The following is a 14,636-nucleotide window of genomic DNA, read 5'->3' as shown; positions in this document are numbered from 1 at the left end:
CCTGGGCGGCGAGCCCAGCGTGATTCTTCTCCCTCGACACGTGAGAATGTCCCCCATGGCACGACGTAGCACCCAACCGCCGCTCCCCGACGACTTCGAGGAGCACATCCTCGACATCGACGTCGGGGACGAGATGCGCTCCTCCTTCCTCGAGTACGCCTACTCGGTGATCTATTCGCGAGCGCTGCCCGATGCGCGCGACGGCCTCAAGCCCGTCCAGCGCCGGATCCTGCACACGATGGGCGACATGGGCCTGCGCCCGGACCGCGGCCACGTGAAAAGTGCTCGCGTCGTCGGTGAAGTGATGGGTCGTCTGCACCCACACGGTGACGGCGCGATCTACGACGCCCTGGTCCGGATGGCGCAGCCCTGGTCGATGCGGCTGCCGATGATCGACGGGCACGGCAACTTCGGTTCGCCCGACGACTCCCCCGCGGCGATGCGTTATACCGAGTGTCGGATGGCGCCTGCCGCGTTGGCGATGGTCGAGTCGATCCACGAGGACACCGTCGACTTCCGGCCGAACTACGACAGCCGTGAACTCGAGCCGTCGGTCCTGCCCTCGGCGATCCCGAACCTGTTGGTCAACGGCACCACCGGCATCGCGGTGGGTATGGCGACCAACATCGCGCCGCACAACCTGGTCGAGGTCGTGCAGGCGCTGCGCCACCTGATCAAGAACCCGAAGGCCGACCTCGACGACCTGATGCGGTTCATCCCCGGCCCGGACCTACCGACCGGCGGAAAGATCGTCGGCCTGGACGGGATCAAGGACGCCTACGAGACCGGCCGCGGTGTCTTCAAGATGCGCGCCACCGCCCGGATCGAGAGCGTCACCCCCCGGCGCAAGGGGATCATCGTCTCGGAGCTGCCCTACGGCGTCGGCACCGAGAAGGTGATCGAACGGATCAAGACCCTGGTCCAGAACAAGAAGCTCCAGGGCATCTCCGACATCAAGGACCTCACCGACCGCGAGCACGGCCTCCGGCTGGTGATCGAGGTCAAGAACGGCTTCCACCCCGAGGCCCTGCTGGAGCAGCTCTACAAGCTGACGCCGCTGGAGGACTCCTTCGGCATCAACAACGTCGCCCTCGTCGAGGGTCAGCCGCGGACCCTGGGGCTCAAGGAGATGCTCGAGGTCTTCCTCGAACACCGCTTCGACGTCGTCCGCCGGCGTTCGGTCTTCCGTCGCAACAAGGCCGCCGACCGGCTGCACCTGGTCGACGGCCTGTTGATCGCGATCCTCGACATCGACGAGGTGATCCAGGTGATCCGTTCGTCGGAGAACGCCCCGGCGGCCCGCGAACGGTTGATGGAGATCTTCGAGCTCTCCGAGATCCAGGCCGACTTCATTCTCGACATGGCGCTGCGCCGGTTGACCAAGTTCTCCCGCCTCGAGCTGGAGAAGGAACAGACCGAACTGCAGCAGATCATCGCCGACCTGGACGCGATCCTGGCCGACGAGAAGTTGCTCCGCAAGGTCGTCAGCGACGAACTCGGCGAGGTCGCCAAGACCTTCGGGACGCCGCGGCGCACCGTCCTGCTGGAGTCGTCCGGCGCCACCGCCACCTCAGCGGCAGCCCCGCTCGAGGTCGCCGACGACCCCTGCTTCGTCTACCTCTCCTCCACCGGCCTGTTGGCACGCAGCAGCGACGCCTCCCCGCCAGGCGAAGGTGGCGGGCGGTCACGCCACGACGTAGTGATCTCCACGGTGCGCAGCTCGGCCCGAGGCGAGATCGCCGTGGTCACCTCGGCCGGGCGCCTGCTCAAGCTCGGCGTGCTGGAGTTGCCGACGCTGCCAGCGACGGCGAACGATCCGCACCTCTCCGGCGGACTGCCGTTGACGGAGTTCATCTCGTTGCAGCCGAACGAGAGAGTGCTCTGCCTGGCCACCCTCGACCCGGACGGGCCGGGCCTGGCGCTCGGCACCAAGCAGGGCATCGTCAAGCGGGTGACGCCCGAGGTGTTGACCCGCGACGAGTGGGACGTTATCTCGCTCAAGGACGGCGACGAGGTGGTCGGTGCCATCCAGCTCACCACCGGCACCGAGACGCTCTGCTTCATCACCTCGGATGCCCAACTGCTCCACTACCCGGCAGATCAGGTCCGTCCCCAGGGCCGCACCGGCGGCGGCATCGCCGGCATCCGGGTCTCCGACAAGCAGCGCGTGGTCTGGTTCGGAGCTTTCGCGACCGACGACGGCGTGGTGGTGACCAGCTCGGGGGCCAGCAGTTCGCTGCCGGGCACCGAGACCGGTGCCGTCAAGGTCACCCCGTTCTCGGAGTATCCGAGCAAGGGCCGCGCCACCGGCGGTGTCCGCTGTCACCGCTTCCTCAAGGGTGAGGACGTCTTGATCTTCGCCTGGGCAGGTGCCGACCCGGCCCGCGCAGCCGCAGCGAACGGGGCACCGATCGACCTGCCCGAACTCGACTACCGGCGTGACGGCTCCGGCCTGCCGATCGCCCAGCCGATCGCAGCCTGTGCCTCTCCGGTGATTTCCCAAGTCACCGGTGACGCCGGTGTGGAAGGCTGAACCCATGGCGCGTACTCACAGATTCTTGCTGGCCCCTGCCCTGGTCCTGGCCCTCAGCCTGACCGGGTGCGTCGGACAGAAGAAGGACGACGAGCCGGTCAGCAAGGGAAACTCCCCGCAGGAAGCTCTCGACCTGGCCAAGGAGACCCTGGACAAGACCAGCGGCATCCACCTCTCTCTCAAGGCCGAGAACCTCCCGGCCAGCGCGCCGGGGATCGTGCTGACCGGCGCCAGCGGCGTCGCCCTCCACCCGGCGTCGTTCGAGGGTGAGATCCAGGCCAGCCTGAGCGGCCTGACCCAGAACGGTCAGGTGATCGCGATCGGTGAGACCGTCTGGGTGAAGATCGCCCTGCTGGGCAACTCCTTCAACAAGCTCGACCCGGCCCGGATCGGCGCGCCCAACCCGGCCCAGCTGATCGCGACCGACGGCGGCCTCTCCGATCTCCTCGTCTCGACCGAGGACGTTAAGGAGGGCGACACCGTCCGCGGTGGAAGCAACAACGACGAGGTCCTGACGGAATACACCGGCACCTTGGCCGGTGACGACGTCACGGTGCTGGTTCCCAGCGCGGCCAGCGACTCCTTCGAGGTCGTCTACCAGATCGCCGCCAACGGAGAGCTCCGCTCGATGGCGATCACCGGGATCTTCTACGCCGACACCCCCGCCATGACCTACGCAGTCACCTTCGACGACTACGGGACCACGCAGAAGATCACGCCGCCGTGATCGACCGCGCGCCGCGGCTGCTGCTCGCTCTGGCAGCAGTCGCTGTCGCGTTCGCCGCTGCCGACACCTACGTCGTCGTGCTGGCCCTGCCCGAGATGATGGGCACGGTGCAGATCCCGATCAGCGAGCTGCAACGGGCCGCGCCGATCGTCTCCGGCTTCCTCCTGGGCTACGTCGCCATGTTGCCGCTGATCGGCAGGATCGCGGACCTTCGGGGCCGGGTCCCGGTGCTGGTGATGTCGCTCGCCGTCTTCGCGGTGGGTTCGCTGATCACCGCCCTCACCTTCGACATGCCGACGATGGTCACCGGCCGGTTCCTGCAGGGCGTCGGCGGCGGCGGCCTGGTCCCGGCGACGTTGGCGCTGGTCGCCGACCTCTATCCCCCGCACCGGCGCGGTATCCCGCTCGGGGTGGTCTCTGCCGTGCAGGAGATCGGCAGCGTCCTCGGGCCGCTCTTCGGCGCCGCGGTCCTGGCCTTCGCTCCCTGGCAGATGATCTTTGCGATCAACCTTCTGGTCGGCGCCGTTCTGGCGGTCGCGATCGCGGCGTTGGCCCGCACCGAGGCGACCCCGGGCGACCATCCGCTGCGTGGCTGGCTCCGGTTCGACTGGATAGGCGCCCTCGCCACCGTTGTCCTGATCGCCTCCTATGCGGTCCTGGCGCTGCGTCCCGGCCCGATCCGGCGCGACCTCACCTGGGGCCAGATCTTCGTGCCCTACACCGGGGACGGCGTGTGGCTGACGCCGATCGGTCTGACCGTGGTGCTCAGCGCGATCGTGGTGGCGCTGCGCTGCTGCTTCGCCAAGAACCCGTTGATCGACGTCCGCAGCTGGTCGGCGTCGCTCCGGGAAGCCGATCTCGGTGGCGCCGCCCTGATGGCGGTCGCCCTCGGCGGCATCATCCTGGCCTTCGCCACCGCCGACCCGGAGGTGCAGGTCTTCTCCGAGCAGGGTCTCTGGTACCTGGCCGGTTCCGCCGTCGCCACCGGGTTGTTGGTGGTGCATCTGCGCCGGACGCCGACGCCATTGGTCCCCCATGACGCCTTGGCCGCGCGGCCCGCCTGGGGTGCCCTGCTGGTCAGCTTCTTCATCGGCGCCGGCCTGATCGCCGCACTGATCGACATCCCGATCTTCGCCCGCACCACCGTCCACCGCGAGTCGCAGTTCCTGGCGGCACTGGTCCTGGTCCGTTTCCTGATCGCGCTCCCGTTGGGCGCGATCCTCGGTGGCTGGCTGTCGCGCCGCTACTCCGCCGGACTGATCACCGCCGTCGGAATGCTCTGTTCGGCCGCCGGCTTCGTGGCGATGGCGCAATGGGACGAGCACAGCCTCAACCATGAGGTCAGCACCACAGCCGTGCTGCTCCTCTGCGGATTCGGTTTCGGTCTGGCGTTGGCGCCCGTCAACGGCGCGTTGTTGGCCAGCACCCACCACGCCGTCCACGGTGTTGCCGCCGCGCTGGTGGTAGTGGCCCGGATGGTCGGCATGCTGGTCGGCATCTCGGCTCTGACCACCCTCGGGCTACGCCGGTTCGCGATCGCTCGCGACGACTGCCTGGAACGAGGGGCCAGCAGCTGTGGCACGGCCGCAGCGCTCGCCCAGGAACACGCGGTCTTCCTCGGGGCCGCCGGAAGCGTGCTGATCGCCGGGCTCCTCGCCCTCGTCCTTTTCCGAAGGGCCGACACCCGGGCCGGCAGCACCAACCCGCTGCACTGACCCGCCAGGCACAGGAGTATTTTGGAAATGTGCCTGAATTCGACGATCTGCTAGAGGCGAACCGCGCGTTCGCAGACACCTTCAACCTCGGTGGTTTCGACGGCGTGGCCAACGCTGGCGTCGGCCTGGTCACCTGCATGGACTCGCGCATCGATCCGCTGAGGATGCTCGGCCTGTCGCACGGCGACGCCAAGATCTTCCGCAATCCCGGTGGCCGCGTCACGGAGGCCGCCCTCGAGGCCCTGGTGCTGGCTTCGCACCTGCTCAACGTCAGCCGGATCCTGGTCGTCCCGCACACCCGCTGCGCGATGGCCAGTCGTTCGGAGGCCGAGTTCCACAAGCTGCTCGACGAGAAGACCGGCCAGGACACCACCTGGCAGCCGATCCACGTGGTCACCGACCAGGTGGCGGCCCTGCGCCACGACGTGATGAAGGTCCGCGCCCACCCGTTGATCTCCCCGAACGTCCAGGTCGGCGGCTTCATCTACGACGTGGACACCGGTCTGATGCACCAGAAGATCTGAGTGAGCTGAACAGACGACGAGGCCGCGGCCCCCCATCCGGGAGCCGCGGCCTCGTCGTTGTGGATCAGAGACGCTCGATGATGGTCACGTTGGCCTGACCGCCGCCCTCGCACATCGTCTGCAGGCCGTAGCGCCCGCCGGTGCGCTCCAGCTCGTTGAGCATGGTGGTCATCAACCGGGCGCCGGTCGCGCCGATCGGGTGACCGAGTGCGATACCACCGCCGTTGACGTTGACCTTCTCGTGAGGAGCGCCGGTCTCCTTCATCCAGGCCAGGACGACGGAGGCGAACGCCTCGTTGCACTCGAAGAGGTCGATGTCGTCGATGCTCATACCGGCCTTGGCCAGCGCGTGCTTGGTCGCGTTGATCGGACCGGTCAGCATCCAGATCGGGTCGTCGCCGCGCACCGAGAGGTGGTGGATCCGGGCCCGCGGGGTGAGCTGGTGGTCCTTGACGGCCTGCTCACTGGCGATCAGCAGGGCGGATGAGCCGTCGCAGATCTGCGAGGCCACACCGGCGGTGATCCAGCTGCCCTCTTCGAGCGGGTTGAGCCCGGCCATCTTCTCCAGCGAGGTCTGCCGCGGGCACTCGTCGGTGGTGAAGACGGAGCCGTCGGCCAGGGTCACCGGTGCGATCTCGCCGTCGAAGCGACCCTCGGCGATAGCGGTGAAGGCGCGCTCGTGGGAGGCCAGCGCGAAAGCCTCCATCTCCTCGCGGGTGGTGTTCCACTTCTTGGCGATCATGTCGGCCGAAGCGAACTGCGAGACCGGGACGTCGCCGTAGCGTGCGTTCCAGCCCGGCGACTCGGCGAACGGCGTGGTGAAGCCGTACTGGTCGGCGACCAGCATGGCTGCCGAGATCGGGATCGCGGACATGTTCTGCAGACCACCGGCGACGACGAGGTCCTGGGTACCCGACATCACGCCCTGGGCCGCGAAGTGGACCGACTGCTGCGAGGAGCCGCACTGGCGATCGATGGTGACACCCGGCACGTGGTCCGGCAGACCGGCCACCAGCCACGCGGTACGTGCCACGTCGCCGGCCTGGGAACCGATGGTGTCGCAGCAACCCATGATCACGTCGTCGACGGCGCCCGGGTCGACCCCGGTCCGCTGCATCAACGCGGCGAGCGAGTGCGCCCCCAGGTCGGCGGAGTGCATCGACGCGAGCGAACCGCCGCGCTTTCCGACAGGGGTACGAACTGCATCAACGATGTAGGCCTCAGCCATCAGGACTCCTTGGTGGTAGTCGAAATGCCGATCCCCTGGAAGAGGATGGCGAGATACTGATCGGCGACTTCATCGCCGGAGAGCGGACCGCCCGGACGGTACCAACGGACCGCGACCCAGACCGTGTCACGCAGGAACCGGTAGCCCAGCTCCACATCGAGGTCGGCCCGAATCTCCCCGGCCTCGATGCCTTCGCGCAACAGCTGCGTCCACAGGTCGCGGAACCGCCGGTTCCGAGCGGTCAGATACTCGAAACCATCGAGCTCCTGCAGATAGCCGGCGTCGTTCTGGAAGATCGCCACTTCACTGTGGTTGCGGTCGATCGCCTCCAAGGAACGCCGGATCACCGCTTCGAGCTTGGCCCGCGGGCCGAGCTCGCTGTTCTCGATCGCGTCGTAGTCGATGAAGAGCTGGGTCTGGAAGGAGTCGAGCAGCTCGTGGACCATCGTCTCCTTGGAGTCGAAGTGGTGGTAGAGACTTCCCGACAGGATGCCCGCGGCGTCGGCGATGTCTCGCACCGTCGTATTGCGGAATCCCTTACGTGCAAAGAGCTCTCCAGCGATCTGGAGCAGCTCGTCGCGACGGCTCAGCCCAGCTGCCATCTCAGGCCTGCTGACTGCTGACGGCGACAACCTCGCCGGTCATGTAGGAGGCGTAGTCGCTGGCCAGGAAGACCATCACGTTGGCGACCTCCCACGGCTCGGCCGCCCGACCGAACGCCTCGCGGCCCTTGAGCTCGGCGAGCAGTTCGTCGGTGGTGACCTTGGCCAGGAAGGGGTGCATCGCCAGCGACGGGCTGACCGCGTTGACCCGGATGCCGTGGGCTGCCAGGTCGAGCGCGCTGCACCGGGTCAGCGCCATCACACCGGCCTTGGCGGCTGCGTAGTGGGCCTGACCCTCCTGAGCACGCCAGCCGATCACCGAGGCGTTGTTGACGATGACGCCCTTCTTACCGGCCGCGACCATCTTGTTGCCGGCCGCGCGGACGCAGCGGAAGGTACCGGTGAGCGTGATCTCGAGGACCTTGCTCCACTGGTCGTCGGTCATCTCCAGGATGTTGACCTCACCGCCGAGACCGGCGTTGTTGATCATGATGTCGACCCCACCGAACTCGTCGGCCGCGTCGAGCAGCGCCGCGACCTGGGCCTCGTCGGTGACGTCGCAGGTCAGCGAACGGACCCGGTCGGCACCGAACTCGGCAGCCAATGCCTCGTGTGCCTCGGCGACCCGGCGCTCATGGGTGTCGCTGAGGACGACTGCCTTGGCGCCCTCCTCCAGGACCCGACGGGTGACGGCCGCACCGATACCGGCACCGGCGGCGGCGGTGATCACGACGACCTTGCCGGCCAGCAGGTTGTGGCCCGGGACGTAGTCGGGAGTGGGCTGTTCAGCTAGCTTGGTGCTCATCGGATGTCTTCCTTCGGCTCACGGTGGCGGATCACGGTGTCAAGGGTGGAGGTCGTTCCCCCGGTGTTCGAACTACTTCTTTCGTTGGTCGAGCTTGTCGAGACCACATCCTGGTCTCGACAAGCTCGACCAACGGACCGGGTCACTTGCCCGTGCCCTTCGGCTCACGGGGCAGGCCGAGCACCCGCTCGGCGAGGATGTTCTTCTGGACCTCGTCCGAGCCTCCGTAGATCGTGTCGGCGCGGCTGAAGAGGAAGAGTGCTTGGAACTCGTCGAGTTCGTAGGGGGCGGCCTTCACCGTCAACGAACCGGATCCGGCGACCTCCATTGCGATCTCACCGAGGCGACGGTGCCAGTTCGACCAGACCAGCTTGGCGATCGAGCCGGCGCCACCACCTGCAGCGGAGTCCGACCCTCCTTCGAGGTCGGCCAGGCCACGCAGAGCATTCTGACGCATCACTTCGAGGTCGGCACGGGCTTTGGCGAGCCGGTCGCGCAGGACCGGGTCCGCCAGGGCTCCGTTCGCCCGGGCCAACTCGACAACGCTTTCAAGCTCGCGAGCGAAGCCCACCTGCTGGCCGATCGTGGAGACACCACGCTCGAAGCCGAGCAGGCCCATCGCCACGCCCCAGCCCTTACCGGGCTCGCCGACGATCATGTCGGCCTTGGTCCGGGCGCCGGTGAAATACACCTCGTTGAACTCAGCACCGCCGGTGTTCTGCACGATCGGGCGGATCTCGACGCCGGGCTGGTCGATCGGGACCAGTAGGAAGGAGAGTCCGTTGTGGCGGGTCGAACCGGCTTCGGTCCGAGCCACCACGAAGATCCATTGGGCGAACTGGGCGAGCGAGGTCCACACCTTCTGGCCGTCGATCACCCACTCGTCGCCGTCGAGGCGCGCCTTGGTCGCCACGTTGGCGAGGTCGGAACCAGCGCCGGGCTCGGAGTAGCCCTGGCACCAGAGTTCGGTGACGGCGGCGATCTGGGGCAGGAAGCGCTGCTTCTGCTCCTCGGTGCCGAAGGCGATCAGGGTCGGGCCGAGCAGCTCCTCGCCCAGGTGGTTGACCCGGGTCGGCGCGTTGGCGCGGGCGTACTCCTCGTGGAAGATCACCTGCTGGTGCAGGCTCAGTCCACGGCCGCCGTGCTCCTCGGGCCAGCCCAAGCAGGTCCAACCGTGCTTGGCCAGGTGCTGGTTCCAGGCCAGACGTTCGTCGTGGGCTTCGTCATCGCGTCCCGATCCGCCGAGCCCGCGCAGGGCGGCGAATTCTCCGCTGAGGTTCTCCTCCAGCCAGGACCGAACCTGATGGCGGAACTCTTGGTCGGCGACTGCGTGGGTCAGGTCCACCGTGGCTTCCTCTCTCGCTGTGCCGGACGTCGGTTCCGTGCGCCGGAACCAGACGGTAGGCTACCCTACCAAGCACTTGTTTGGTTCCCGATGAATCGGTTGAGGAGAACCCATGACGACACCGGAGACGCTGCCGGCAGCACTACGCGCAGTCGCCGCTACCTACCCTGAACGCCCCGCTGTGGTCGACGGGGATGTGCGGCTGTCCTGGACCGAGCTCCACCACCGAGTCGTGCAGACCGCACGCGGCTACCGCGCCCTGGGCCTCAAGTCCGGCGACAGTGTCTGCATCTGGGCACCCAACACCTGGGAATGGATCGTCGCAGGCCTGGCCATCTCCTACGCGGGAGGCGTGCTGGTCCCGCTCAACACCCGTTACAAGGGCCACGAGGTCGTCGACGTCGCGCTCCGCACCTCGACCACCCTGATGGTCGTTGCTGACGGCTTCCTGGGCCGCGAACAGGCCAGCGAGGTCCGTACCGCCGCAGCCGAGGTGGCCGCCAGCGAAGGTCGCGACGTCAACGAGGCGGACGCCGTCCCCGGCCTGCCCTCGGTCCGCGCACTCGTCCGGATCGGCACCGGCACCCTGCCCGGCACCGCCGATTTCGCGACCCTGGCAGAGCTCGGCGAGCAGGTCCCGCTGAACGAGATCGAAGCCGTTGCGGACGCCGTCAGCCCCGACGACATCGCCGACATCCTCTTCACCTCCGGCACCACCGGTCGCTCCAAGGGTGTGCTGACGACGCACAGCCAGACCATCGCCGCGGCCGAGGTCTGGGGCACCACCGGCGAGGTCACGGTCGACGACCGCTACCTGGTGATCAGCCCCTTCTTCCACTCCTACGGTTACAAGGTCGGTCTGGTCACCGCGGTGCTCAAGGGGTGTGCGCTCTACCCGGTCGCCGCCTTCAACGCCGACGCCGCACTCGACCTGATCGCGGCCGAGAAGATCAGCGTCCTCCCGGGTGCGCCGACGATCTTCCACTCGCTGCTGGAGTCGGAGAAGTTCGCCACCACCGACACCAGGTCGCTGCGGCTGGCCAACACCGGCGCCGCCTCCGTGCCCCAGGTCCTGGTCGAGCGGATGCACTCCGAACTCAACTTCGACCGCGTAGCCACCGCCTTCGGGATGACCGAGTGCGTGATGGCGACCATGTGCCGCCCCGGTGACAGCGACGAACTGGTCGCCACCACCTGCGGCCGGGCACTTCCCGGCGTCGAACTCCGGATCGCCAAGGCCGGCACCAGCGAGGCGCTGCCCGCCGGCTCCGAGGGCGAGGTGCTGCTCCGCGGCCCGATGGTGATGGTCGGCTACCTCGACGACCCCGAGGCCACCGCCGACGCGATCGACACCGACGGCTGGCTGCACACCGGCGACGTCGGCATCGTCGACGAGGCCGGCTACCTCCGGATCACCGACCGACTCAAGGACATGTACATCTCCGGCGGTTTCAACGTCTACCCCGCCGAGGTCGAGCAGGCACTCGCCCGCCTCGACGGCGTCGTCGAAGCAGCCGTGATCGGCGTCCCCGACGACCGGATGGGCGAGGTCGGCAAGGCGTACGTGGTGCGTCGCGCCGAGGCCACGGTCACTGCCGACGAGGTGATCGCCTTCGCCCGTGAGCGGATCGCGAACTTCAAGGTTCCCCGCTACGTGGAGTTCGTCGACCAACTCCCCCGCAACCTCTCCGGCAAGGTGCTCAAGAACGAGCTCCGCGCCACTAGCTCCCCGAAAGGACACTGATGGACCTCGACCTGTCCGCGTCGGAACTCGCCTTCCGTGACGAGGCCCGAGCCTGGCTGGCCGCCAATGTGCCCAGCGAGCCGCTGCCTTCCATGGATACCGCCGAGGGCTGGGTGCTCCACCAGGAATGGGAGGCCAAGCTGACCGAGGCCAAGTACTCGGTGGTCTCCTGGCCCGCTGAGTACCACGGCCGGGAAGCCTCGCTGATCGAATGGGTGATCTTCGAGGAGGAGTACTACCGCGCCGGTGCGCCCGGCCGGGTCTCCCAGAACGGCATCTTCCTGCTGGCCCCGATCATCTTCGATCACGGCACCAAGGAGCAGCAGGACCGCTTCCTGCCGACGATGGCGTCCGGAGAGCGGGTCTGGGCCCAGTGCTGGTCCGAGCCCGAAGCCGGCTCCGACCTCGCCTCGCTCCGCTCCACCGCCACCCGCGACGACGCCCGCGGCGGCTGGGTGCTGAACGGCCAGAAGACCTGGTCCTCGCGTGCCAGCTTCGCGCACTGGGGCTTCGGCCTGTTCCGCTCCGACCCGGAGGCACAGCGTCACGCCGGCCTGACCTACTTCCTGTTTCCGCTCGACGCCGAAGGCATCACCGTGCGTCCGATCGAGCAGCTGGACGGCGAGGTCGGCTTCGCCGAGGTCTTCTTCGAGGACGTTTTCGTCCCCGACTCCGACGTCCTCGGTGCGCCCGGCGCCGGCTGGCACGTGGCGATGAGCACCGCGGGCAACGAGCGTGGCCTCTCGCTCCGTTCGCCGGGCCGCTTCTGCGCGGCCGCCGACCGCCTGGTCGAGCTGTGGAAGCAGAACGGCGACCTCCACCCCGAGGCCGAGCGCGGCGTCGTCGACGCCTGGATCGGTGCCAACGCCTACCGCCTCTACACCTGGGGCACCGTCACCCGCCTCGCCGGCGGTGGCGACATGGGCGCTGCCGGTTCGGTTAACAAGGTCTTCTGGTCCGAGCTCGACGTCGCGCTGCACGAAAGCGGACTCGACCTGCTCGGTGCCGAGGCCGAGGTCGAGTCGCGGTGGACCGACGGGTACATCTTCAGCCTCTCCGGCCCGATCTACGCGGGAACCAACGAGATCCAACGCAACATCGTCGCGGAGCGCATCCTTGGTCTGCCCCGTGAGGCGAAGGGAGCCGGCAAGTGACCGCCACCTTCGCCGCTGGTCGTTTCACCGTTGGTCGAGCCTGTCGAGACCACCTGTCCGACCCGGTCTCGACAAGCTCGACCAACGGACGGACGCACTCGACCAACGACATCGCAATCCTGACTCGCGAGGCGAACGGAGCCCACGAATGAAGTTCACCTGGACCGACGAGCAGAAGGCGTTCGCCGACTCCCTGGAGTCACTGCTCTCCAGCGCTGACACGGTCGGCGCAGCCCGCGCCTGGGCCGAGAACAACACCGAGCCCGGCCTGGCACTGTGGAACCGGCTCGCCGAGCAGGGCGTCAACGCCCTGGTCGTCCCGGAAGAGGCCGGCGGCATGGGCGCCACCGCCGTGGAGCTCGTGATCGCCTTCGAGGCTCTGGGCCGTCACGGTGTGCCCGGCCCGTGGGTCGAGTCCGCTGCCTACCTTCCGCTGGCGCTCGGCTCCAACCCCGTCGTCGGTGAGCTGGCCGAGGGCGCCGTCGGCAGTGTCGCCGTCGCGCCGAACACGCCATACGCCCTCGACGCCGACGTCGCCGCACACGCCTTCGCCGTCGACGGCGGTGTGGTCACGACCGCCACCGCTGGCGAGCGTAAGCAGTCGGTGGACGGCACGCGTCGCCTCTTCACCCCCGTCGCCGGTGACGCGGTCACCGCCGACGGCGACCTGGACGCTGCCTTCAACCTGGCTGCGCTGGCCACCGCTGCCCAGCTTCTCGGTGCCGGTGAGCGCCTGCTCGACGAGGCCGTCGCCTACGTCAAGCAGCGACGTCAGTTCGGCCGCGAGATCGGCTCCTACCAGGCGATCAAGCACAAGCTGGCAGACGTCCGGATCGCCCTGGACTTCGCCCGCCCGCTGATCAACGGTGCCGCCCTGGCCATCGACGGCCCGGACGCCGCTCGCGACGTCTCGGCTGCCAAGGTCTACGCCGCGGACGCCGCCTACCTGGCATCGCGGGCCGCGCTGCAGGTCCACGGCGCGATCGGCTACACCCAGGAGCTGGACCTCAGCATCTGGATCACCAAGGTCCGCGCCCTGGTGACCGCCTGGGGCACCCCGGCCGTCCACCGCTCGCGCGTGCTCGGCGCGCTCGTGGCTGCGGAGGCCTGAGATGCACTTCGGTCTCAGCCCGGAACAGCAGGAGCTGGCCAGCACCGTCACCAAGGTGCTAGCGAAGTCGGCCGACAGCATGGCCGTCCGTGCCGCGACCGAGTCCGAGACGGGCTTCGACGCCCGCCTCTGGGAGACCCTGTGTGAGCAGGTCGGTGTCGCCGCGCTGGCGATCCCCGAGGAGTACGACGGCTTCGGTGCCAGCTTCTTCGAGACCAGCGTGGTCTTCGAGGAGCTCGGCAAGGCACTGGTCCCGACGCCACTGCTCTCCTCGGTCGTCACCGCCGAAGCCCTCTTGGGCTCGGGCGATGCGGCGCTCTGCGCCGAACTTCTGCCGCAGCTCGCGGCGGGTACGGTCGCCACGTTGGCGTGGGCCGGTACCTCCGGTCCCGTCGACGCGCCGATCGGTGTTCAGGCCCAGGGCGACACCCTGACCGGCACGGTCGAGGCCGTGCTGGACGGTGACAATGCGGAGATCCTGCTGGTCGCTGCGCTCGACGGCGGGACCCCGACGCTCTTCGTGGTCGATCCTGCCGCGGTGACCATCGAGCAGGTTCCGGCTGTCGACACCACGCTCCGCTTCGCCACGCTGACCTTCGCCGGTACCCCCGGACGCCGGGTGGCCGGCGACGGCGCGGCCGCCCTGGCCCGTGCGCATCGCGCCGGGACGGCCGCCGTTGCGGCCCTCCAGGTCGGCGGCGCGCAGCGGGCGCTGGACATGACCGTGGCGTACAGCCTCGAGCGCGTCCAGTTCGGTCGGCAGATCGGTTCCTTCCAGGCGCTCAAGCACCGGATGGCCGACATGCTGGTCGAGGTGGAGACCTCGCGGTCGATCTCCTGGGCCGCCAGCTACGCGGTGGCGACCGACGCCGACGACGTCGCTGTGCTGACCGCCTCCGCGGCGTCGGCCTGTGGTGACGCCTTCATGCACGTGGCCGGCGAAGCGGTCCAGTTGCACGGTGGCATCGCGATCACCTGGGAGCACGACGTCTCCTGGATCTTCAAGCGGGCCCAGGCGCTCAACCAGCTCTTCGGGCTGCCCCACCAGCACAGGGCGCTGCTGCCACTGTGACGGCGTCCAGTATCTGGTTAACAGGTACTAGCCTGCATTGACGATCGGCCCGGCTGCTAGGTTCCCTGCCTAGTAG

Annotated in this window: 12 protein-coding genes; 8 read left to right on the top strand and 4 right to left on the bottom strand. The window is 68.2% G+C overall.

All coding sequences use genetic code 11. The annotated features are described in order from the left end of the window. Positions 1-55: 55 nt before the first annotated feature. From ACLM5J_RS14460 to ACLM5J_RS14445, 4 genes are read left to right on the top strand one after another with little or no spacing between them, the layout of a single operon-like run. A complete protein-coding gene (locus tag ACLM5J_RS14460; RefSeq protein ID WP_413657137.1) occupies positions 56-2,533 on the top strand; it encodes a DNA gyrase/topoisomerase IV subunit A in 2,478 nt (825 codons plus the stop codon). 4 nt (positions 2,534-2,537) lie between these two features. Further along, entirely contained in the window at positions 2,538-3,260 is a 723-nt protein-coding gene (locus tag ACLM5J_RS14455; protein WP_413657136.1) for an LppX_LprAFG lipoprotein, read from the top strand. Further along, a complete protein-coding gene (locus ACLM5J_RS14450) occupies positions 3,257-4,975 on the top strand; it encodes an MFS transporter (protein ID WP_413657135.1) in 1,719 nt (572 codons plus the stop codon). Before ACLM5J_RS14455 ends, ACLM5J_RS14450 begins: the two co-directional genes overlap by 4 nt. A 29-nt stretch (positions 4,976-5,004) precedes the next feature. Continuing rightward, complete coding sequence (locus ACLM5J_RS14445; RefSeq protein ID WP_413657134.1) at positions 5,005-5,499, top strand: beta-class carbonic anhydrase; 495 nt, start codon at positions 5,005-5,007, stop codon at positions 5,497-5,499. A gap of 64 nt (positions 5,500-5,563) precedes the next feature. Here ACLM5J_RS14445 and ACLM5J_RS14440 read toward each other — a convergent pair whose 3' ends face one another. From ACLM5J_RS14440 to ACLM5J_RS14425, 4 genes are all read right to left on the bottom strand, one after another. Next, complete coding sequence (locus tag ACLM5J_RS14440; protein ID WP_413657133.1) at positions 5,564-6,727, bottom strand: acetyl-CoA C-acetyltransferase; 1,164 nt, start codon at positions 6,725-6,727, stop codon at positions 5,564-5,566. Next, positions 6,727-7,329 carry a TetR/AcrR family transcriptional regulator gene (locus ACLM5J_RS14435; protein ID WP_413657132.1) on the bottom strand — a complete coding sequence of 201 codons (603 nt, stop codon included), beginning with the start codon at positions 7,327-7,329 and terminating at the stop codon, positions 6,727-6,729. Before ACLM5J_RS14435 ends, ACLM5J_RS14440 begins: the two co-directional genes overlap by 1 nt. Before the next feature lies 1 nt (position 7,330). Next, positions 7,331-8,134: an SDR family oxidoreductase gene (locus ACLM5J_RS14430; protein ID WP_413657131.1), complete on the bottom strand. Its 804-nt coding sequence runs from the start codon at positions 8,132-8,134 to the stop codon at positions 7,331-7,333. A 142-nt stretch (positions 8,135-8,276) separates the two neighbouring features. Continuing rightward, complete coding sequence (locus ACLM5J_RS14425) at positions 8,277-9,479, bottom strand: acyl-CoA dehydrogenase family protein (protein WP_413657130.1); 1,203 nt, start codon at positions 9,477-9,479, stop codon at positions 8,277-8,279. Between the two features lie 112 nt (positions 9,480-9,591). Between ACLM5J_RS14425 and ACLM5J_RS14420 the strand changes: the two genes are divergently transcribed. The 4 genes from ACLM5J_RS14420 to ACLM5J_RS14405 all read left to right on the top strand — a co-directional run bounded on the left by ACLM5J_RS14420 (position 9,592) and on the right by ACLM5J_RS14405 (position 14,560). Continuing rightward, positions 9,592-11,223, top strand: coding sequence for a FadD3 family acyl-CoA ligase (locus ACLM5J_RS14420; protein ID WP_413657129.1), 1,632 nt, complete (start codon positions 9,592-9,594; stop codon positions 11,221-11,223). After that, positions 11,223-12,377 carry an acyl-CoA dehydrogenase family protein gene (locus ACLM5J_RS14415; protein ID WP_413657128.1) on the top strand — a complete coding sequence of 385 codons (1,155 nt, stop codon included), beginning with the start codon at positions 11,223-11,225 and terminating at the stop codon, positions 12,375-12,377. The genes ACLM5J_RS14420 and ACLM5J_RS14415 overlap by 1 nt, the downstream gene beginning before the upstream one ends. Positions 12,378-12,525: 148 nt before the next feature. Then, positions 12,526-13,488, top strand: coding sequence for an acyl-CoA dehydrogenase family protein (locus tag ACLM5J_RS14410; RefSeq protein WP_413657127.1), 963 nt, complete (start codon positions 12,526-12,528; stop codon positions 13,486-13,488). Position 13,489: 1 nt separating this feature from the next. Then, positions 13,490-14,560 (top strand): acyl-CoA dehydrogenase family protein, encoded by a 1,071-nt coding sequence (locus tag ACLM5J_RS14405; RefSeq protein ID WP_413657126.1) that lies wholly within the window; start codon positions 13,490-13,492, stop codon positions 14,558-14,560. The last annotated feature ends 76 nt before the right edge of the window (positions 14,561-14,636 follow it).

This window comes from Nocardioides sp. Bht2 (genome assembly GCF_047308515.1).
In the GTDB taxonomy this organism is placed as follows: Bacteria; Actinomycetota; Actinomycetes; order Propionibacteriales; family Nocardioidaceae; genus Nocardioides.
This window is presented reverse-complemented; position numbering and strand designations above follow the sequence as displayed.